This window comes from Anaeropeptidivorans aminofermentans (assembly GCF_940670685.1).
GTDB classification, from domain to species: domain Bacteria; phylum Bacillota; class Clostridia; order Lachnospirales; family UBA5962; genus Anaeropeptidivorans; species Anaeropeptidivorans aminofermentans.
The window spans coordinates 2,822,149-2,840,629 of the sequence record NZ_OW711693.1 but is presented as its reverse complement, the minus strand read 5'-3'; the positions used below and the strand labels follow the sequence as shown (position 1 = coordinate 2,840,629).

Here is an 18,481-nt window from a genome sequence, read left to right as displayed (position 1 = left end):
AAGAAAAAAGATAGTTTCGAGTTTAATAAGTATATTTAACTATACGGAGGAGATAAGGCATGAAAATAGCATGGATAGGCACAGGCGTTATGGGAAAGCCAATGGCTTTGCATCTGAAAAATGGGGGACATGAAATAAAAGCCTATAACAGAAGCTCCGAAAAAGCCGATGCCCTTGAGGAATTTGGCATTACCCCTTGTAAAACCATAGAAGAGTGCGTTAAAGACGCCGAGTTTATATTTACCATCGTCGGTTTTCCGAAAGACGTTGAAGAGGTATACTTTTCACCGGAAGGAATCCTTGCGTTTGCTAAAGAGGGGGCTGTGGCAATTGATATGACCACGTCCTCACCGGAGCTTGCAAAGCGTATATATGAAGAAGGGAAGAAGAAGAATATACATACGATAGACGCACCGGTTTCCGGCGGAGATTCAGGCGCAAAGGCCGGAACTTTATCCATCATGGCCGGGGGCGACAAGGAAGGATTTGAAAAAGCCCTGCCTTTATTTGAGCTTATGGGTAAAAACATCATATATATGGGCGGACCCGGCTGCGGCCAGCACACAAAGGCGGCAAACCAGATAGCAATAGCAGGGGCCGTTGCCGCAATGACAGAAGCCATATATTACGCCGAGGAAAACGGCCTGGATATAGAATTCATGCTGAATGCCATAAAAAATGGAGCCGCCGGAAGCTGGCAGCTTATGAATACGGCCCCGAGGGTTTTGAACGGAGATTTCGACCCGGGATTTTTCATAAAGCATTTTATTAAAGATATGAACATCATAAAATCTGTTATGGCTGAAAAGGGAAAAGAGCTTACTATGCTTAATTCTGTATGCAGTCTTTATGAAGCGCTTATGGAAAAAGGCCATGGGGACGAAGGCACTCAGGCCCTTATAAAATATTACAGAGGATAGAAACAGACAGAAATTAAATGAAGAGCGTCCGAAAAGCTAAAGTAAATTTATCATAAAGAAGTAGCAAAAGCCTATTCCCTTAAGGCTCAAAAACACGGATTTCCTTCGGAAACGGTACATTTTTGAGCCTTCGTGAATATACGGCTTTGCTGCTGTTCAACTTTAAATTTACTATAAAGCTTTTAAGACACTCCTAGAATAACCGGAGGATTTATACAAATGGAAAAACTGAAACAAATGGCGCCGGGAATAGCCCTGACATTTTTTCTTGCAATTCCGGCCCATTTTTTAGGACAAAAATTTAAAATAGCAGGAGGACCTGTATTCGGTATTTTAATAGGTATGATTCTTGCATTTATAAAAAGACCCGACTGCTTTTCAAAAGGAATACAGTTTACGTCTAAAAAAATACTGCAATATGCTATTATTTTCATAGGCTTTAATATGAATCTGTTCAGTATTTTTAAAACAGGCTCCCAAACTGTAGTTCTTATGATATTTACTTTAAGCATCACCTTTATTACGGCATATTTTTTCAGCAAGCTTTTGAAGGTGGAGAGAAAAACTGCTGTTTTAATCGGGGTGGGAACATCTATATGCGGAGGCTCCGCCATAGCCGCAACAGCCCCTGTTATCAATGCAGACGATGAGGAAATTGCTTTTTCCATAAGCACTATATTTTTATTTAATGTTTTGGCGGCATTTATCTTTCCGGCACTGGGCCATATTTTAAATATGAGCGATTTTAATTTCGGTCTTTGGGCAGGAACTGCCATAAATGATACCTCATCTGTAGTTGCCGCCGGATATTCCTTCAGCGAAGCTGCCGGAGACCAGGCCGTAATCGTAAAGCTTACCAGAACCCTTGCAATTATCCCCATTACGCTTATTTTATCTATCTATGAGGGAAGAAGGAGAGGGAAGGCAGAAGGCTTTTCCATTAAAAAGATATTTCCCTGGTTTATTTTAGGCTTTGTTGCCGCCGCTATTATGAATACTTTTATAAATATAGACCCTAATATATATAACGCTCTTTACGGAGCAGGGAAATTTATGATAATAATGGCAATGACTGCAATCGGCCTTAATACGAATATTGCAAAACTTGTAAAAACAGCAGGAAAGCCCCTCATGCTTGGGCTTATATGCTGGATTGTTTTAAGCATTTCATCGCTTTTCTTTCAAAATTTATTTTTCTAAAATAAAAAGCAGGCGGCCCATGGGCCCTGCCTGCTTTTTTATATGGTATTATTGGTTTACAGAAAGGTCGAATATACCTTCATCAAGTCTTAATTGAGCGTTAAAGGCTTCTAAAATAAGATTCATGGGAACATAGGTGAGCTCGTTTTTAAGCTCTGGGGCTTCTTCAAAAGATAAGGAAGCGCCGTTTACACTGTATTCTTTGTTTCCTATGGTAATTGTTGTAGAGTCGCTTATTTTAACGCTTTTGTTTTCTCCGTTCCATTCAACTGACTGGCCGAAGGCTTCTGCAATAGCTCTTAAAGGAACCATTACGACATCCCCTTTCATATAGGCGCCGCTGGTAGGAACGTGGGTTTTGTTTACGAAAAACTGCATGCTTTCCACAAGTTCATGGTCGATTTTATCCTGTGGTTCTTCAGGAACACCAGGTTCTTCCGGAAGCTCAATATCAAGCTGGGTTTTATCTATATCCATAACGATTATCTTTTCCGGAGTAGTCTGGGCGGGCATGCTCTCGGCAACGATAGTATAATAAATCAGGAGAGATTTGTTTTCAAGGCTTCCCTCATAAGGGTTTCCTTTTTGGTCAAGCACCGGATTTTCAGGGTTTATATTTAATCTTAAATCCTTGGTGGAAGAAAGCAAATTTTCATCAAAAAGGTCTACTTTTATAGAGCTGGGGCCTTCATTGTCTACTTTAATTAATACGTTTGAAACAAGCTGCGCCGGATAAATCATAATTGTCATCTGAGGCATAATATATACGGATTTAAGTTCGTCTCCGATTTTAAGGTCTTTTATGCTGATAAGCCCGTCTTTATCCACAATAACCGTATTTTCATCAACAACAAAATCAATCATGCTATCTTTATTTTCTTCTACTCTTACTAAAGTTTTGCCGTTAATGTCTCTGAATTCGGTTATTTTGCCTGTGAATTCAGTGAAGGCTTTATTGATTTGTGTATTTTCGTAAGAAACCGAAGGATCTAAAGCTACATTTGTGTTCATTGCATATACCGGGGAAAATGCAGATGCTGCAATAATAAATGCTGTACCTATTGCCGTAATGTTTTTCTTAATCATAATATCTATTCCTTTCTTCTGTTGCAGTAAATAGCAAAATCTATTTACCGCTTTATTTATATTTTTTATTTTTTAAATCATACTTTTAAGACGGATATAAAATTATAATGTTCCAAAATCATAAAATTAATTATAAAAAAACAAAAGACGTAAAATTCTGAAAATTCAACAGGGCATTTTTACATTTAATAAACCTTGAATTTACGACGTTTTTCGCCATTTCATAATTTGAAAAACATCTGGAAAATTATAATGAAAAAAGAGTTGACAAATAGTCTGTGATGGTGTATTATAAATAACGTTGACGCGAGCGAGCAAAACAAAAGCACGCAGAAACACTTACATGGCCCGTTGGTCAAGCGGTTAAGACACGGCCCTTTCACGGCTGTAACAGGGGTTCGATTCCCCTACGGGTCATACCTTTAAGGTAAATATTTCCGGTGGTGATGCGTCTATGGGAAACATCCGTTCCCATACCGAACACGACGATTAAGCCATAGACGGTCGATGGTACTTGGCGGGAGACTGCCCGGGAGAGTAGATGGCTGCCGGAACAATGCCGATGTGGCTCAATTGGCAGAGCAGCTGACTTGTAATCAGCAGGTTATCGGTTCGAGTCCGATCATCGGCTTTTTTTGGGCCTTTAGCTCAGTTGGTTAGAGCATCCGGCTCATAACCGGACGGTCCTGGGTTCGAGTCCCCGAAGGCCCACTTATTAAAGAAAACTCCCCCCTCTTAAAGAGGGGAAGCGCTTTCTTTAGGCTTTAAGAAAATCCTTTCTCTTAGAGGGTTTTTATTTTTTGGAAAATTTGGCTCAGTAGCTCAGTTGGTTAGAGCGCCGGCCTGTCACGCCGGAGGTCGAGGGTTCGAGCCCCTTCTGAGTCGTTAAATAAAAATACCCGTTGCGAATTAAATTCGTGGCGGGTGTTTTTTTATACTTGATGAATGAAATAATATCATAGTCCATTTGCTTTTCTTTTATTTTAAGCCGTTTCAATCTAAATATTCATTTCGGCATAAAAGCAAATTGACTATATTTCTTATAAATTTCTAAGTATACCCTAAATAAAATTGGCTTATCATTTCCCTTTCTGATTTAAAAATTTTGACAGAACATAAATAATATCTTATGATGAAACAAATTAATTGATTTGTCTTAGGATATTTCTGAAAGGTTCAAAACTTAGTCTGTTTTGCCATAGAAACATAACTTCATTGTCACAAATACTTGAATTCATATTTTCTTGTAAAATATCCCGTATTTTTTTTATTCACTGCCTATAATAAGCGAACTTAAAAATGCTGAGCTTAAGTTTAATAAAATATGAAATAATGCCATAATCCATTTGCTTTTCTCTTATTTTAAGCTCCCTCAATCAGAATACTCACTTGGGAATAAAAGCAAATTGACTGACTATATTTCAGCAGGCTTTTCTTTCTTCCTTAAAATGTTTTATTATATGCATGGGATAGTTTCTTAAATGATTTAAACTGAAAAGGAAGTTTTATCGTGAAGCTGTTAAAAGAAGGGGACGGTGTTACATGGATCTTATCAGTGAAAAGGTTATAAGAAGCATTGTTGACGTTGACGGGTATATTACTGCAAATTCACTGGCAGATTTAACCGGTATATCCGCCAGTAATATTAAACATAATCTCTCCCAGATAAAAAAAGAGCTTGAAAAGTTTCATGCTTCCCTCCAGAGTATTCCGAAAAAGGGCTTTTTGCTGGTTGCTACGCCGGAGCAAAGGCAGGAAATTATCCATGCCTTAAATGAAGCCGTAAGCAGAACCTCGGAATTCTACACTTACAGAAAGGAATACATACTGGAAACTTTATTCCTTTACCCTGCCAATTATACGATTCAGCTTTTTTCAGATGAATTGTCTGTCAGCAGAAATACAATACAGAAGGATTTAGAACAGATAGATAAAGAGCTTAAAAAATTCCACGTAGAAATAAGGCGAGTACGAAATCAGGGGATTATCTTAGAAGGAAATGAGTTTAATATCCGCCAGTCCATGATAGACTGCAATAATTCGAAATATTGGAATTGGAACAGGGATACCATTTTGGAAGATACGGGGCCGATGGATAGAAGAATAAGTAAAAAGGCCTATACTTACCTTTCCAATACCTATTCAAAGGAAGATTTAATTGCCGCACAGGAAGAGCTCCAAGCAGGAGAAATAAAACTCGGTATTCAGTTTATTGATATTTCCTTCGGAAGGCTTTTGGAATACCTTGCCATTACTATGGAGAGGGTACGGCTGGGGAAGAAAATAAATAAAGAGGAGCAGAAAGGCCAGCCGGTAAAGATTCCCGACAAATATCTGGAGGCTGCGCTTCATATACTGAAGCATGTCCTGCCGGAAATGAAAAAGGGCTATTTACCCGAGGCACAGTATTTAGCTGCAAGACTTTTTGTTGCATCTACCTGCGATGATGCCAATATAGAGGCAGATGACGAATATAAAGATATTGTAATAGACTTTCTCCTTAGAATAGAAGAAATTATAGGCACTAAGCTGTTAAGTGTTAATGCTGAGCTTATTAAGGAACTAAGTATTGCGTTTGTACGGATAAAAATAAGAGAAGCTTACCAAATCCTTGATTGGAGCGAGCTTTACAGAGATATTCAAAAGCAGCTTACAGGCCTTTACGGTATCTGCATGACAAATATCCACAGCGTTGAAGAGTGCATCGGCTGCCGTTTCAGACAAGACGATGTGGCTTGGATTACCTTATTAATACGAAATTGTATCCATGATATAAAAAATCGCATTCCTGCCATACTTGTTCACGGAACAAACTATCATACGGCTTTTTATCAGAAAGAAAAGATAGAAGAGGAAATACCGAAACTAATTATTAAAAAAAGCTTATATTTTAAAAACTTTGAGCCTGCTATGGCAGAGAACTGTCTTGTTATTTCTACAGTGCCCTTTAAAGACTACGCAGATAACGTTATAGAGATTACAAAGCATATTAATAAAAATGACTTGGAATGCATTAAAAACGGTTTGGACAATATGGAGTGGCGTTATCAGACGAAGCTTATTCAAGAGCTTATCCACGAGGTTTTTGAAACGCAGCTGATTATGCCTGATTTATCCGTTCCCCATAAGGAAGAAGCCATAAGCCAGATGACGGAGCTTCTTTTAAAAAACGGCTGTGTAGAGGAGGGGTTTCTTGAAGATGTTTTAGAGCGTGAAAGGTTCTGCCCGACGTCAATAGGAAATGAAATTGCAATCCCCCATGGTTATTATGACAATATATTGAAAAATGCCATAGCTGTTGCCCGTGTACGCCATAGGGTTCGCTGGAATCAGGACGAAAAGGTAAAGCTTATATTCCTGATTGCCATTAAGTATAAAGAGCCTCTTAAAATAAAAGTGCTCTTCCATTACCTTTATGAGCTTATTGAAAATCAGGAACTTCTGAAAAAGATAAAGAATGCAGACACCAGTACACAGATATATGACTATATAACAAAAGGAAAAGCATAGATTATTAAAAGCATCAGGCGGTTTAATCTGCCTGGTGCTTTTTTGCTGTCCTGAGAAAAGGCATATATAGTGAAACAGCTTTAAGGCAGGAACAAAAACCTATTTTCATAAACAGCTTAATATAGTAGAAACGCCTATATTAAACCATTCAAAGTCAACAAAAATAAAAAGAGCTTTGTTGACTATAAGGGAACGTTCATCTAGCTTCCCTGTAAGTGTTTTCGGGTTCACTAAGTATAAAATATACGATTTTTGTTACTGTAATTAAACTATTTTTAAACCTTAAAAGCCATGAGCTTTTTCTGTATTTATAATGAAGCATCTCATTTTTTAAGTTTATTTATACAAAGAAGGCAATTTCACTATGTTTCCGGAAGAAATCCGTATTTTTATACTGCGCGAACTTGGAAAAGGATGCAGGCGTAAGCCTGCAAATCTTTTTTAAGTGAGGATTTCTTATGGTTATCACACATGTTTTTTGTTTGGTAACGCTGAATCCGTAGTGAATCGGTTTTTGTTCCTTCTTTATAAGAAATTTACTATAACAAATAGGGATTTATCTTCAAAAGAAAATCCGTATTTTTGAATCCATAGGGAATCAGTTTCCGTTCCTTCTTTATGAGAAACCTACGATATGCTATAAATTCATTAATTGTCCGAAATAAAAAAATACTGTGCAAAACATGAAATTATGGTCTATATACTTGATGTTTTAAATCCGTTATGATGGATATGAACAATAGATTATTCTAAGTTAACATACATTTTCAACAAAAGGAGGACGTGAAATGTTAGTAAACATGAAGGAAATTTTGGAAATAGCGGAAAGGGAAAGATACGCCATACCTTGTATCAATACACCGAATGTAGAGACAATCCGCGCGGTGATAGGGGCAGCTGAGGAGTTAAACACCCCTATAATCATTGACCATGCTGAGGTGCATGACTCCCTGATACCTATTGAGAGAATCGGCCCTGAAATGATTAAATATGCGAAAGAAGCATCTGTACCTGTTTGTGTTCATTTAGACCACGGCACAGATTATAATTTTGTGCTTCGTGCAATAAAAGCAGGCTTCCCTTCTATTATGTATGATTGCAGTGCGCTGCCTTTTGAGGAAAATATCGCAAAGGTTAAAAAATTTGTTCAAATCGCTCATGCAGCCGGCATAACAGTTGAAGCGGAGCTTGGGGTTATGGCTTCAACAGAAGAAGATACCCACGCTGACGCTGAAACTCAAGTATTAACCAACGAAGATATTAAGAAGTTTTTTACGGAGCCGGAAGAAGCAAAAATATTTGCCGAGGAAACAGGCTGTGATGCTTTAGCGGTTTGCTTCGGCACGATGCATGGCATATACGCAGAACCCCCGGTGCTTGATATAGACAGAGTAAAAGAAATTAGAGCGGCTTTACCGAAGGATTGCCGTGTGGTTATGCACGGAGCCTCCGGGGTAGAGTTCTCACAGGTTCAGAATGCGATTGACGCAGGATGCTCAAAAATAAACTACTATTCTTATATGGCAAAAGCAACGACGAAATTTGTAGGAGAGCTTATTGCAGAAAAAGAAGGCAAAATCGCTTACCATGAAGTACAGGAAGAAGCTTATAAATTCATGAAGAGCTATGCCAAAGAAGTAATTCTTGCATTTAAAAACGGAAAGTAAAGCCTAAAGCAGATCCTTTTTTCTTAGCTTTACTGTAAACATAAAATTGAGGGCTATAGTAAGTTTAAAGTGAAACCGTAACAAAACCATTTAAGCTTAATTTTGTTCTTTAGTGAATCGGGTTTTGTCCCTTTTTTATAAGAAATTTACTATAAGCGTAAGTTCCGCTTTTAAATTTATTAGTATAAAGGAGATTTTATATGCCTAAATTATTAGATATTTTAGAAAAATTCCCCTGCCTTCCCAATGAGAAGAGGCCTATGCTTATTCGCAAGCAAGATTATCCAACGGCTTTATATCCGCCAAACGATGCCTTTACATCGGATAATACTTTTACGATTGTTACGACGGATACCTTTATGCTTGGTATTTATGAATTATGCCCGGGGGGTGTTTTCCTTCCTCTTGATATACACCCGGGAGATGAAACTTATTATATCTTAAACGGTCCTGTTTTACAGAGAAGCGGAAACGGCCAGTTTGCATATCTTGAAAGCGGCGAAGGCTTATGGATGCCGGAAGGCGCATGGCATTGCTGCCATAATTTCTCCAATGAGAAGGCGAGAATTTTATACTTTATCACGCCGAAAGCATGGAGCGAAGCAATTCCCCCTGCGGTTATCCCTTCAGATGAAGAGACGAAATACTACAAAGGCGCCAACAACAGCACTTTGCCTGATATGAGAGGTAAAATCCATGATATTTCAAGGCAGGGATGCACAGACGATATTGGCTGCTGGCCCCCTGTAGACCATCAAGAAGCCAGAAGAGACGGCGCAGTATACGGCATCAGAGACTTTGAAAAGCTTAACAATATCCATGGAACAAAACACCCCATGTTAATGAGATTTATTTCAAGCAATGACTACGGACATTTTGGTGAGTTTATACTTCCGGCAGGCGGATATGGCCCACGCTGTTCGGATCCGGATGTACATGCAGGAGACGGCGCATTATATTGTATTGACGGTCCCGTAACAGTAAACCTTGTTGACTTGCAGGAAAGCTTCATCCTAAATCCGGAAGATTCCTTCTTTTTACCTGCGGGAACAAAATATCAGCTTGTGAATTTTGAAAACAAACCTATTAAAGTAGTCTTTGCAATTACAGAATTATAAAAAAGATGATGTAATGCTAAGAGAAACGAAGAGCCTTCGCTAATTAGCGAAGGCTCTTTTGCCATTATGAAAAGGCATGTACTTAGCTCACAGGGCAGCTATGTAAAAAGATACTTCCTGAGCCTAGTGAGCGGCGGTTTGGATTTGTAAAGCAAATCCCGATTTCATTCTCAATTAAGATAAGAAGGAGGAATATATGGGAAAGTATAAAGGGGTCATATTTGACCTTGACGGTACGCTTCTTAACACCATCGAAGACCTTTCAGACAGCGTAAACGAGGTTTTGACCTACTACGGGTATCCTATCCATTCTTATGAAGCCTACAAGCTTAAAATAGGCAGAGGCTTCCGTAATCTTCTGGAACAGAGTCTTCCCGAAGGAGTGCAAAGTGAAAAGCTCCTTGATGAAGCATTGCGGCTATTCTTAAATACCTATGACAGAAAATATACCGATAAAACAAGGCCTTATGAAGGGATTTCAGAATTACTTTTAAGACTTAAGGAAAAGGGCATTAAAATCGGGGTGAATTCCAATAAGAGAACAGACTATACCAATCATCTGATAAGGCTTAACTTTCCTGAAATCCCCTTTGTAGATATTATCGGAGAGCGGGAGAATATCCCCAAAAAGCCTAACCCTGTCTCCGCCCTTGAAATCGCAGAGAAAATGGATTTGCCTGTTTCTGAAATCATTTACATAGGCGATTCGGGAACAGATATTCAAACGGGAAAAAACGCAAATATGGATACGGCAGGGGTTTTATGGGGCTTTAGGGGCCGTACAGAGCTTTCTGAAAAGGGTGCTGTCTATATTGTTGAAAAAGCAGAAGATATTTTGGATTTATTTTAATATAAGAAAGGCGGAGCGCTATGAATTTTAAATTTGGAGTAGATAGCTTTATTTGGACGGAAAGTTTCAGCCAAAAGGATTTATGGATTATCGCTAAGGCAAAGGAATTAGGCTTTGAAGTCGTTGATTTTGCCATATCCAATCCATACACATTTCCTGCGGAACTTGTAAAGGAAGAATTAGAAAGAGTAGGGATTGAATGTGTATGTACTACGACCCTTACGGAAAGCACAAACCCCATTTCACCCGACCCTGAAATCAGGAGGACCGCTGTAGCCGCTATAAAAAAATGCGTGGATATCTGCAATTACTTAGGCTCTCCTATTCTTGGGGGTGTAAACTATGCCGCATGGGGCTATATTACCAAAAAGCCCCGGACAGCAGAGGAGTGGCAGTGGGGTATAGAAAGCATGCGTGAAGTGGGTAATTATGCTAAGGAAACGGGAAATGTTACCATCTGCGTAGAATGTGTAAACCGCTTTGAAACCTTCTTTTTAAATATAGCGGAAGATGCCGTGAAATTCTGTAAAGATGTAGGAACGGGCAATATAAAGGTGCATCTTGACTGCTTCCATATGATAAGGGAAGAAAAAAGCTTCCGGGGTGCCGTATTAACCTGCGGAAAAGAATATTTGGGCTATATTCATGTAAATGAAAACGACAGAGGCATTCCCGGTACAGGCCTTGTGCCCTTTGAAGAATTTTTCCTTGCAGTGAAGGAAGTAGGATACGACGGCCCCTTGGTAATCGAATCCTTTGACCCAAGCTTTGAAGAACTTGCAGGAAACTGCGCAATTTGGAGAAAGTTTGCAGATACAGGCGAAGAGCTTGCAATAGAGGGCTTAAAGAATTTAAAGGCCATAGCGGAAGCCCTGTAGCTTAGGAGGTACAATTATGAAAATAGCGATAGGCTGCGACGAAGCGGCATACAAGCTTAAAATAGAAATAATGAAGCATTTAGAAAAAAGAGAAGACATTGAAATTATCGATTTCGGCGCCAACCAAGGCGAAGCCGTTCTCTATCCAAATGTTGCAAAGGAAGTTGCAGAAGCCATATCCAGGGGAGAATTTGAAAGAGGGATTCTTATGTGCGGAACGGGCATCGGTATGTCCATGACGGCTAATAAGGTTCCCGGCATAAGGGCGGCTGTATGCCACGACCCCTTTTCTACAGAGCGCTCCCGTAAAAGCAATGACGCCCAGATTATGTGTATGGGCGAAAGAGTAATAGGGGTAGAGCTTGCCAAGTATCTTGTGGACATTTGGCTTTCCTGTAATTTCGAAGGCGGCGGCTCCGGACCTAAGGTGGAAAGAATCAAAGAAATTGACAGAGAGTATCACAAATCCTAAAGGCAGAGCATTTTACAGCAATAGACTGAGTGAAATAATCCTTAGAACAAGTTCTTACGTTATTTCATTAATATAAAAAAATATTTTACTATAGATAGGTTTTTATTACTTTTTTATAAAAATTTTACCGTATATTTTATTCAGTTGCTATAAATCGACGGCTTAAGTTCACTGTATTTGGGGAAGGAGATAAAAATGAATCAGATTATAAACGATCCGGATTATGTAGTTGAGGATATGCTGAAAGGTTTTGTTAAGGCGAATAAAGATATCGTTCAGGCTGCGGAAGATGATAAAGTGCTTAAATATGTTAATGCGCCGGTTCCTGAAAAGGTAGGTATCGTAACGGGGGGCGGCTCCGGCCACAAGCCTGCCTTTATCGGATACATAGGGAAAAATATGTGTGATGCTGTGGCTGTAGGCCAGATATTTTCTTCTCCTACGGCAAAATCCTTTTTAAACGCCATGGTAGAAGCCAATTCAGGAAAAGGCGTGGCCTGTCTTTACGGTAACTACGCCGGAGACAATATGAATGTAAAAATGGCTATACGCAGAGCGGAAAAATTAGGCATTACCGTAAAAACCGTAGTCGCAAATGATGACTGTGCTTCCGCCCCAAAAACTGAAATAGAAAAAAGAAGAGGGGTTGCAGGAGAGGTCCTTATGTGGAAGGTAGGCGGAGCCAAGGCTTCCATGGGCGCTAACCTTGATGAAGTCATTGCCGCTGCGCAAAAGGCTATCGATAATACAAGGTCTGTTGGCGTAGGGGTTGCACCTTGTACTATCCCTGCCGTAGGCCATCCGAATTTTACCATAGAAGACGGCACCATGGAAATTGGTATAGGCCACCACGGAGAACCGGGGGTAAAAGTTGAGAAGCTTAAAAATGCCGATGAAATAGCAAAGGAAATGCTGAATATTATTATTCCCGACCTTCCTTTTGAAAAAAATGATGAAGTGGTGGTTTTGCTGTCAGGCTTGGGAGCGACCCCTGTTTTAGAACAGTATATCGTTTACAGCAAGGTAGCGGATATCCTTAAAGAGAAAGGCATTTCCGTATATAAGGCTTATGTGGGAAATTACTTTACCTCTCTTGAGATGAAAGGCGTTACCCTTACCATGATGAAGCTTGATGATGAATTAAAGGAATGTATTGATATGCCTGCAGACAGCGTAGGCTTAAAGCAGCTATAGCAAATAAGCTTTGAGTACCCTTAAAAACTTTGAGCTGAAATCCACAGAGATATTAAGCTTTTTAAGGAACATTACAATATAATAGAAAAACGATTTTCAAACCCACAATATATAAAACAGACTTAAGCTTCAGCTGGGATACCTTATTAAGCTTTAAAGTTTCATAAGGATAGCTGTGCTTTCGTCTGTTTTAAAATAGTTCATATATAAATAATTCTGTTATAGGAGAGATGACAATATGGTGAAAAATGAAGCTGCTGGTACGGTGGTTCTTAATTTAATAAAGATTATTCAGGATAATAAAGATTTTCTCAGCGAAATTGACGGAAAAATAGGTGACGGAGACCATGGGATAAACATGAATAAAGGCTTTACAATGTGCCAAAATAGACTTGAAGGCAAAAGCTTTTCCTTATCCGAAGGATTTGATATTCTTTCTGAAACTTTACAGGAGGATATCGGAGGCTCTATGGGCCCTTTGTACGGCGTGTTTTTTGAAGAGCTTTCCATTGCGGCTCCTGAAGAAATAGATGGAGAAGCATTTGCTGAAATGCTTGAAAGTGCCATTGCAGGCGTTCAGGAGATAGGAAATGCAAAGCAGGGGGATAAAACATTGCTGGATACGCTCTTTCCTGCCAAAGATGCATACAGAAAGGCCTTAAAAGAAGGAAAAGGTTTTAACCAGGCGCTTGAGGAATTAAAAAAAGGTGCGGAAGAAGGCTGGAAGTCTACAGAAAATATGATTGCTAAAATAGGCAGAGCAAGCAGGCTCGGAGAACGCTCCAGAGGGGTACTTGATGCAGGGGCCACCAGCAGCTATTTAATTATAACTTCTATCGCAGACTCCTTGCAAAAACTGAATCATGAGCAAAATTAACATATAAGCTCTAATTTAAAGATTAAAATTATATAATAATCAGATAATATGAACAAAGATATAAAATTAATTATGATAAGTTACGGTTCCCTATCCTTATAAACACTAAAAATATACGATTATAACAAATAAGATGCAAAAACGGGCTTTTTGGAGGGTATCTATATATTATAAGCTTTGATACAATATAAACAGGGTAATTCCAAAAAAGAATGCGCATACTTTAGAGCAGCTTTTAAGGTTTAAATTATTTTAATTTGAAGGCCTGCTCAAGGGATTATTTACGAAATAGAAGGGAAGGATTTTTTTGGAAAATCAGGGGGTCCAAATCGGAGATGTATTATTAAAAGAGCTTACACTACTTAACGAACCTTCTTTTCAGAATAAGGAAGAGCTTTTTTTGTACATTTCCGATAAATTTGAGGAAAGCGGAGTCGTATCAGACAAAGAGGCTTTTAGAAAATCCTTAGAAGACAGAGAAGAATTAGGGCCGACTTATATGGGTGATTTTATTGCTATTCCCCATGGAAAATGCAGGGAGGTTATAAAGGCAGGCGTGTCGTTTATCAGATGCAAGGAATTTACATACCGCTCCGGTGACGAAGAAGGACCTGTAAAGTATGTTTTTGTTTTAGCCGTTGAAGATGATCAGGAGGATAATTCTCATTTAAGGATTCTGGCTACCATAGCCGGTTATCTGATGAAAGATGAATTTAAAGAACTGATTGCCGGCGTACAAAGCTATGACGAGCTAATAAGCGGAATAAATAAAATAGGGTCTCTGTAATACAGTCATTTACTTTTATGCTGCCTATGCAAAAGAGGCTTACAACAGCAAGAAATAAAGTAAAAGCAGAGCCTTTTTAAGCTTTATCTGCTATAATCATAAACCGGCTTTTGGAAAATGACAAAAAATATCCAGTATGAGGAGGAGTAACAAATGTTTGTAATTGCCGTAACATCATGTGCGACGGGTATCGCGCATTCCTATATGTCCGCAGAGGCGATAAAAAAGATATGCAAGAAGAATGGTCATACCTGCAAGGTGGAAATTCAGGGAGCCTTAGGGATTGAAGACCAGCTTTCAAAAAGCGATATAGAAAAGGCAGATTTGCTTGTTTTTGCAAACGATGTAGGGATTACAAAGGCTGAACGCTTTAAGGACTTTCCTAAAGATAAGATCAGGCAGTTTTCACCTCATGACGTTATAAAAAATCCAGAAGCAATTTTAAAGTAATATTCCGAAGGTTTTGGAACTTTTCAGAGTTGATTTATAGAATAATAAGGTCTAGATTTTTTACATCATTTTACGAGGTATAAGGGGAGGTATTTCTTATGAACCAAGTTTTAAAAGATATTAAGCAATCTTTATTGACAGGTGTTTCCTATATGCTTCCGTTCGTTGTTGCCGGTGGAATTTTAGTTGCAATTGGTTTCGCAGGAGGCGGAGCGGTTGAAGTAACTCAAAGCCAAACAGGATTTTGGTCCAGAATCTTCTGGTGGGGCAAAGATGCCTTTGGCATGATGGTTCCCATTATGGCAGCCTATGTTGCGTTTTCCATAGGCGATAAACCTGCTATACTTCCCGGTATGATTGCAGGTATCAGTGCAGATCAAATCGGCGGAGGCTTTATTGCGGCCTTAATAGGCGGTATCATCGCAGGATACATGGTGCAGTGGTTAAAGAAAATACCCTTGCCCCGTGCCTTAAGGTCATTGCTTCCAACTTTAATTATACCCGTTGTAGGTACCCTTGCCATAGGCTTCATTATGGAAATAGTGCTGGGAGGCCCTATTGCGGCAATAAATCAGGGAATGCTTAATTTCCTAAGCGGATTACAGGGAAGCGCCCTTATTGTTTTAGGCCTTGTACAAGGGGCAATGCTTGCTTTTGACTTGGGCGGCCCTGTAAATAAAGCGGCCTATGCATTTGCTCTTGCAACCCAGGCAGCCGGAAATAATGCCCCTATGGCTGCAAACTTTGTAGCTTCTATGGTACCGCCGTTATCTATAGCCATGGCTATGGTAATATCAAAAAATAAGTTTACCCAGACAGAGCGTGACGCAACAGGCGGCTGCTTTGTAGGCGGCCTTGCAATGATTTCCGAATTTGCCATTCCTTTTGCGACAGGAAATCCTTTGCTCTACATACCGTGCTTTATGGCAGGCGGTGCAGTAGGCGCTATCAGCTCTTACTTATTTGGCTGTACAATGGCGGCTCCCCACGGCGGATATTTCGTGGTTGCATTATGCAATAAACCGATTATGCTTACCCTCGCGCTCCTCATTGGTTCTGCAGTAAGCTGTGCGCTGATACTTTTACTTAAAAAGGCGCCTTCCGAAGATGAGCTTGCTATCGGCGGAGAAGAATAGCAGCATAATGCTTACCGTTAGATATTAATTTTGCTTATAATGAAAATAAAATTCATTTTAATCACTTATATATTTTTCTTCTAAAGTACATAGAAAACTCAACTCTCCAATTAAAAAATGTCCCGAAAGGGGCATTTTTTATTGTATAGCCCCGATATGGAAAGATAGCTTCAATAGTTTTTAATTACAAATTTAAAGTGAAACGGCAATAAAGCCGTATATTCATGTGGATTCAAAAATGTACCGTTTCTAAAGACAATACATGTTTTTGAGTCTATGGTAAATAGGTTTTTGTTACTTCTTTATGAGAAATACGGTATCTTGCTTTTATTTTATAATAATGAATCTTTTTATTTATCTGAGGCTTTTTTAGAGATGAACAGACAAAAGAGATTCAATATTATAATCTTTGTTAAAAATTAAGGATACCGCAAGGTTAAAAATCATATAATGGCATAGGATATAAAGTCAAATAAAGAAAATTGCAAAAAATAAGTATAGGCCGTATTCACACTAAAAACTAAGCAAGGATTTAAAAGAGCGTTATTGCACTATACTTCGCCAGCGGTCTCACGGAAGATATATCATTTATTTATACATAGTATGAATAAGTGATACATGTATCCTTGATGCTCCTTGTCTGGCTAAATACCGCCTTTTTATCTATATGTTTATCTAATGTGAATACGCCCTGATGAATTTCTCATAAAGAAGGAATAAGAAACCGATGCGCTTAAAATTTATGATATATATAACATTTACTATAATTAACGAGGAGGGGTAAAATGGCCGCAAGGAACGAGGATAAGCCTAAAAGAGGCAGCGCCAAAAATAAAATAGGTTCTATGTTTGAGCTTCCCCGGGAGGTAGTAATGAATCTGCCCCTTACGACAATCGTTGGGGCTGATGAAATAAATATAGAAAATTATAAAGGAATCATAGAGTATTCGGCATCAAAAATCAGGATAAAAACAAGCTCAGGCATCATTAAAATAGAAGGAAAAAACCTGAACCTTGATCAAATAACTACGGAGAATATTGAAATAACGGGAACCCTTAAATCTGTGGAATTTATTAATTAATACCAAGGAGGTTCAGAATGATTCTTGATTTATGGAATTATTTTAAAGGCTATGTTGTGATAGAGGTTACGGGCTTTTCTGTAGAACGGTTTGTTAATTTAGCCGTTCACAGAGGGGTTTACATATGGGACGTTAAAAATGACGGCTCCTCCGTTAAAATGAAGGTTTCTATAAATGGCTTCAAAACCCTTAGGGAATGTGCCAGGAAAACAAAATGCAAATACAAAATCGTAGAGAAAAAAGGCTATCCCTTTGTTACTTATAAGTATAGAAAGCGGAAGCTCTTTATGTATGGAACCTTATTTTTCGTAGCATTTCTCTATGTTTTGTCCTCCTTTGTGTGGGTGGTTCAAGTAGAAGGAAACGAACGGATAGAAGCCAGTAAAATCCTTCTTTTTTGTGAAGAAAGAGGGCTTAAATCAGGAGCCTTGAAACGTAATATTGATAAAAAAGCGCTCGAACAGGAGCTTATTATAAATTTTAAGGATATTTCCTTTTTAAATATCGGAATCAAGGGAACAAAAGCAGTAATAACCTTGACAGAGACGCTGCCAGCCAAAGAAATAGTGGATAGAAGCATTCCCACAAATATAATAGCCGTAAAAGACGGCCTTATAGACAGCATTGTCGCAAGCGGCGGAACACCTCTTGTAAAGGCAAAGGATGTAGTTTCCCAAGGAGATATTCTTATAAGCGGAGAGGTTGTAGTAAAAGAAGACGAAACGGGAACAATTAAAGAGTACGTTCATGCAGGCGGAAGCGTAAGAGCACGAACGTTTTACGAAATGAATTTTACTGTGCCTAAAACCTATTATCAAAAGCAATATACGGGCGAAATAAAGAAATTTTACAGGTTTAATGTATTAAACAAAGATATTAATATATTAAAGCCTTCCATTCCATATGATAATTATGATAAAATTATAAGCAGAAAGCAAATCGGCATCGGTGAAATATTGCCTTTGCCTGCCATAATCATAACAGATGAATATAAGGAATTCATAAGTGTAGAAAAGCAGAGGGATTTAAACCAGATGCTTGAATTAAGCCAGATTATCATAAGCAACCGGATTATAAGAGAGTTTGCTTTTGAGGCGGACGTTATAGATAAAAATATTCAATATGAAGAAACGGCGGACGGTTTAAGAATCAAGGCGGTTATTACATGCCTTGAGGAAATAGGAAAAGCCGTTCCGTATTTTGATTCTATAAGCGAGCCGGCATTATAACGAAAGTTTTATGGTTAATAAACTT

At 38.7% G+C, this 18,481-nt stretch carries 16 protein-coding genes, 4 tRNA genes and 1 rRNA gene; 20 read left to right on the top strand and 1 reads right to left on the bottom strand.

Annotation, left to right across the window (positions count from 1 at the left end; genetic code table 11):
* The first annotated feature begins 59 nt into the window (after nt 1-59).
* Both NBX03_RS11980 and NBX03_RS11975 read left to right on the top strand, forming a co-directional pair.
* Nucleotides 60-920, top strand: coding sequence for an NAD(P)-dependent oxidoreductase (locus NBX03_RS11980; RefSeq protein WP_250228004.1), 861 nt, complete (start codon nt 60-62; stop codon nt 918-920).
* Between the two features lie 219 nt (nt 921-1,139).
* The gene (locus NBX03_RS11975) at nt 1,140-2,120 is read left to right on the top strand and encodes a YeiH family protein (protein ID WP_250228003.1); all 981 of its coding nucleotides are present in this window, start codon (nt 1,140-1,142) and stop codon (nt 2,118-2,120) included.
* Between the two features lie 48 nt (nt 2,121-2,168).
* On the opposite strand, the gene NBX03_RS11970 is transcribed toward NBX03_RS11975, so the two are convergent.
* On the bottom strand, nt 2,169-3,206 hold the full coding sequence (locus NBX03_RS11970; protein ID WP_250228002.1) for a copper amine oxidase N-terminal domain-containing protein: 1,038 nt from the start codon (nt 3,204-3,206) through the stop codon (nt 2,169-2,171).
* A 345-nt stretch (nt 3,207-3,551) separates the two neighbouring features.
* Between NBX03_RS11970 and NBX03_RS11965 the strand changes: the two genes are divergently transcribed.
* The 18 genes from NBX03_RS11965 (at nt 3,552) to yqfD (ending at nt 18,456) form a co-directional block, all read left to right on the top strand.
* Nucleotides 3,552-3,623 (top strand) — tRNA-Glu (locus NBX03_RS11965).
* Nucleotides 3,624-3,642: 19 nt separating this feature from the next.
* Nucleotides 3,643-3,760, top strand: a 5S ribosomal RNA gene (gene rrf, locus NBX03_RS11960).
* Nucleotides 3,761-3,764: 4 nt separating this feature from the next.
* Nucleotides 3,765-3,837 (top strand) — tRNA-Thr (locus tag NBX03_RS11955).
* A 6-nt stretch (nt 3,838-3,843) separates the two neighbouring features.
* Nucleotides 3,844-3,917 (top strand) — tRNA-Ile (locus tag NBX03_RS11950).
* Between the two features lie 100 nt (nt 3,918-4,017).
* A tRNA-Asp gene (locus NBX03_RS11945) sits at nt 4,018-4,091 on the top strand.
* A gap of 657 nt (nt 4,092-4,748) precedes the next feature.
* Nucleotides 4,749-6,716, top strand: a complete 1,968-nt coding sequence (locus tag NBX03_RS11940) for a BglG family transcription antiterminator (RefSeq protein ID WP_250228001.1) — start codon at nt 4,749-4,751, stop codon at nt 6,714-6,716.
* A 788-nt stretch (nt 6,717-7,504) separates the two neighbouring features.
* The gene (locus NBX03_RS11935; RefSeq protein WP_250228000.1) at nt 7,505-8,383 is read left to right on the top strand and encodes a class II fructose-bisphosphate aldolase; all 879 of its coding nucleotides are present in this window, start codon (nt 7,505-7,507) and stop codon (nt 8,381-8,383) included.
* Nucleotides 8,384-8,583: 200 nt separating this feature from the next.
* The gene (locus NBX03_RS11930; RefSeq protein ID WP_250227999.1) at nt 8,584-9,501 is read left to right on the top strand and encodes a cupin domain-containing protein; all 918 of its coding nucleotides are present in this window, start codon (nt 8,584-8,586) and stop codon (nt 9,499-9,501) included.
* A 196-nt stretch (nt 9,502-9,697) separates the two neighbouring features.
* The gene (locus tag NBX03_RS11925) at nt 9,698-10,351 is read left to right on the top strand and encodes an HAD family hydrolase (RefSeq protein ID WP_250227998.1); all 654 of its coding nucleotides are present in this window, start codon (nt 9,698-9,700) and stop codon (nt 10,349-10,351) included.
* A gap of 20 nt (nt 10,352-10,371) precedes the next feature.
* The gene (locus tag NBX03_RS11920) at nt 10,372-11,229 is read left to right on the top strand and encodes a sugar phosphate isomerase/epimerase family protein (protein ID WP_250227997.1); all 858 of its coding nucleotides are present in this window, start codon (nt 10,372-10,374) and stop codon (nt 11,227-11,229) included.
* Nucleotides 11,230-11,245: 16 nt separating this feature from the next.
* The gene (gene rpiB / locus NBX03_RS11915) at nt 11,246-11,701 is read left to right on the top strand and encodes a ribose 5-phosphate isomerase B (protein WP_250227996.1); all 456 of its coding nucleotides are present in this window, start codon (nt 11,246-11,248) and stop codon (nt 11,699-11,701) included.
* Between the two features lie 195 nt (nt 11,702-11,896).
* Nucleotides 11,897-12,895: a dihydroxyacetone kinase subunit DhaK gene (locus NBX03_RS11910; RefSeq protein WP_250227995.1), complete on the top strand. Its 999-nt coding sequence runs from the start codon at nt 11,897-11,899 to the stop codon at nt 12,893-12,895.
* Nucleotides 12,896-13,133: 238 nt separating this feature from the next.
* Nucleotides 13,134-13,772 carry a dihydroxyacetone kinase subunit DhaL gene (dhaL, locus tag NBX03_RS11905; RefSeq protein ID WP_250227994.1) on the top strand — a complete coding sequence of 213 codons (639 nt, stop codon included), beginning with the start codon at nt 13,134-13,136 and terminating at the stop codon, nt 13,770-13,772.
* A gap of 307 nt (nt 13,773-14,079) precedes the next feature.
* Nucleotides 14,080-14,559: a PTS sugar transporter subunit IIA gene (locus NBX03_RS11900; RefSeq protein WP_250227993.1), complete on the top strand. Its 480-nt coding sequence runs from the start codon at nt 14,080-14,082 to the stop codon at nt 14,557-14,559.
* Nucleotides 14,560-14,712: 153 nt separating this feature from the next.
* Nucleotides 14,713-15,009 (top strand): PTS fructose transporter subunit IIB, encoded by a 297-nt coding sequence (locus tag NBX03_RS11895; protein ID WP_250227992.1) that lies wholly within the window; start codon nt 14,713-14,715, stop codon nt 15,007-15,009.
* 98 nt (nt 15,010-15,107) lie between these two features.
* Entirely contained in the window at nt 15,108-16,145 is a 1,038-nt protein-coding gene (locus NBX03_RS11890) for a PTS fructose transporter subunit IIC (RefSeq protein WP_250227991.1), read from the top strand.
* A 785-nt stretch (nt 16,146-16,930) separates the two neighbouring features.
* Nucleotides 16,931-17,227 (top strand): sporulation protein YqfC, encoded by a 297-nt coding sequence (gene yqfC / locus NBX03_RS11885; RefSeq protein ID WP_250227990.1) that lies wholly within the window; start codon nt 16,931-16,933, stop codon nt 17,225-17,227.
* 17 nt (nt 17,228-17,244) lie between these two features.
* Nucleotides 17,245-18,456 carry a sporulation protein YqfD gene (gene yqfD, locus NBX03_RS11880; RefSeq protein WP_250227989.1) on the top strand — a complete coding sequence of 404 codons (1,212 nt, stop codon included), beginning with the start codon at nt 17,245-17,247 and terminating at the stop codon, nt 18,454-18,456.
* Nucleotides 18,457-18,481 lie beyond the last annotated feature (25 nt).

Excerpts from the sequence above, each read along its gene's own strand:
- NBX03_RS11980 (WP_250228004.1), top strand. The coding sequence starts at position 60 with ATGAAAATAGCATGGATAGGCACAGGCGTTATGGGAAAGCCAATGGCT.
- NBX03_RS11975 (WP_250228003.1), top strand. The coding sequence starts at position 1,140 with ATGGAAAAACTGAAACAAATGGCGCCGGGAATAGCCCTGACATTTTTT.
- NBX03_RS11970 (WP_250228002.1), bottom strand. The coding sequence starts at position 3,206 with ATGATTAAGAAAAACATTACGGCAATAGGTACAGCATTTATTATTGCA.
- NBX03_RS11940 (WP_250228001.1), top strand. The coding sequence starts at position 4,749 with ATGGATCTTATCAGTGAAAAGGTTATAAGAAGCATTGTTGACGTTGAC.
- NBX03_RS11935 (WP_250228000.1), top strand. The coding sequence starts at position 7,505 with ATGTTAGTAAACATGAAGGAAATTTTGGAAATAGCGGAAAGGGAAAGA.
- NBX03_RS11930 (WP_250227999.1), top strand. The coding sequence starts at position 8,584 with ATGCCTAAATTATTAGATATTTTAGAAAAATTCCCCTGCCTTCCCAAT.
- NBX03_RS11925 (WP_250227998.1), top strand. The coding sequence starts at position 9,698 with ATGGGAAAGTATAAAGGGGTCATATTTGACCTTGACGGTACGCTTCTT.
- NBX03_RS11920 (WP_250227997.1), top strand. The coding sequence starts at position 10,372 with ATGAATTTTAAATTTGGAGTAGATAGCTTTATTTGGACGGAAAGTTTC.
- rpiB (WP_250227996.1), top strand. The coding sequence starts at position 11,246 with ATGAAAATAGCGATAGGCTGCGACGAAGCGGCATACAAGCTTAAAATA.
- NBX03_RS11910 (WP_250227995.1), top strand. The coding sequence starts at position 11,897 with ATGAATCAGATTATAAACGATCCGGATTATGTAGTTGAGGATATGCTG.
- dhaL (WP_250227994.1), top strand. The coding sequence starts at position 13,134 with ATGGTGAAAAATGAAGCTGCTGGTACGGTGGTTCTTAATTTAATAAAG.
- NBX03_RS11895 (WP_250227992.1), top strand. The coding sequence starts at position 14,713 with ATGTTTGTAATTGCCGTAACATCATGTGCGACGGGTATCGCGCATTCC.
- NBX03_RS11890 (WP_250227991.1), top strand. The coding sequence starts at position 15,108 with ATGAACCAAGTTTTAAAAGATATTAAGCAATCTTTATTGACAGGTGTT.
- yqfC (WP_250227990.1), top strand. The coding sequence starts at position 16,931 with ATGGCCGCAAGGAACGAGGATAAGCCTAAAAGAGGCAGCGCCAAAAAT.
- yqfD (WP_250227989.1), top strand. The coding sequence starts at position 17,245 with ATGATTCTTGATTTATGGAATTATTTTAAAGGCTATGTTGTGATAGAG.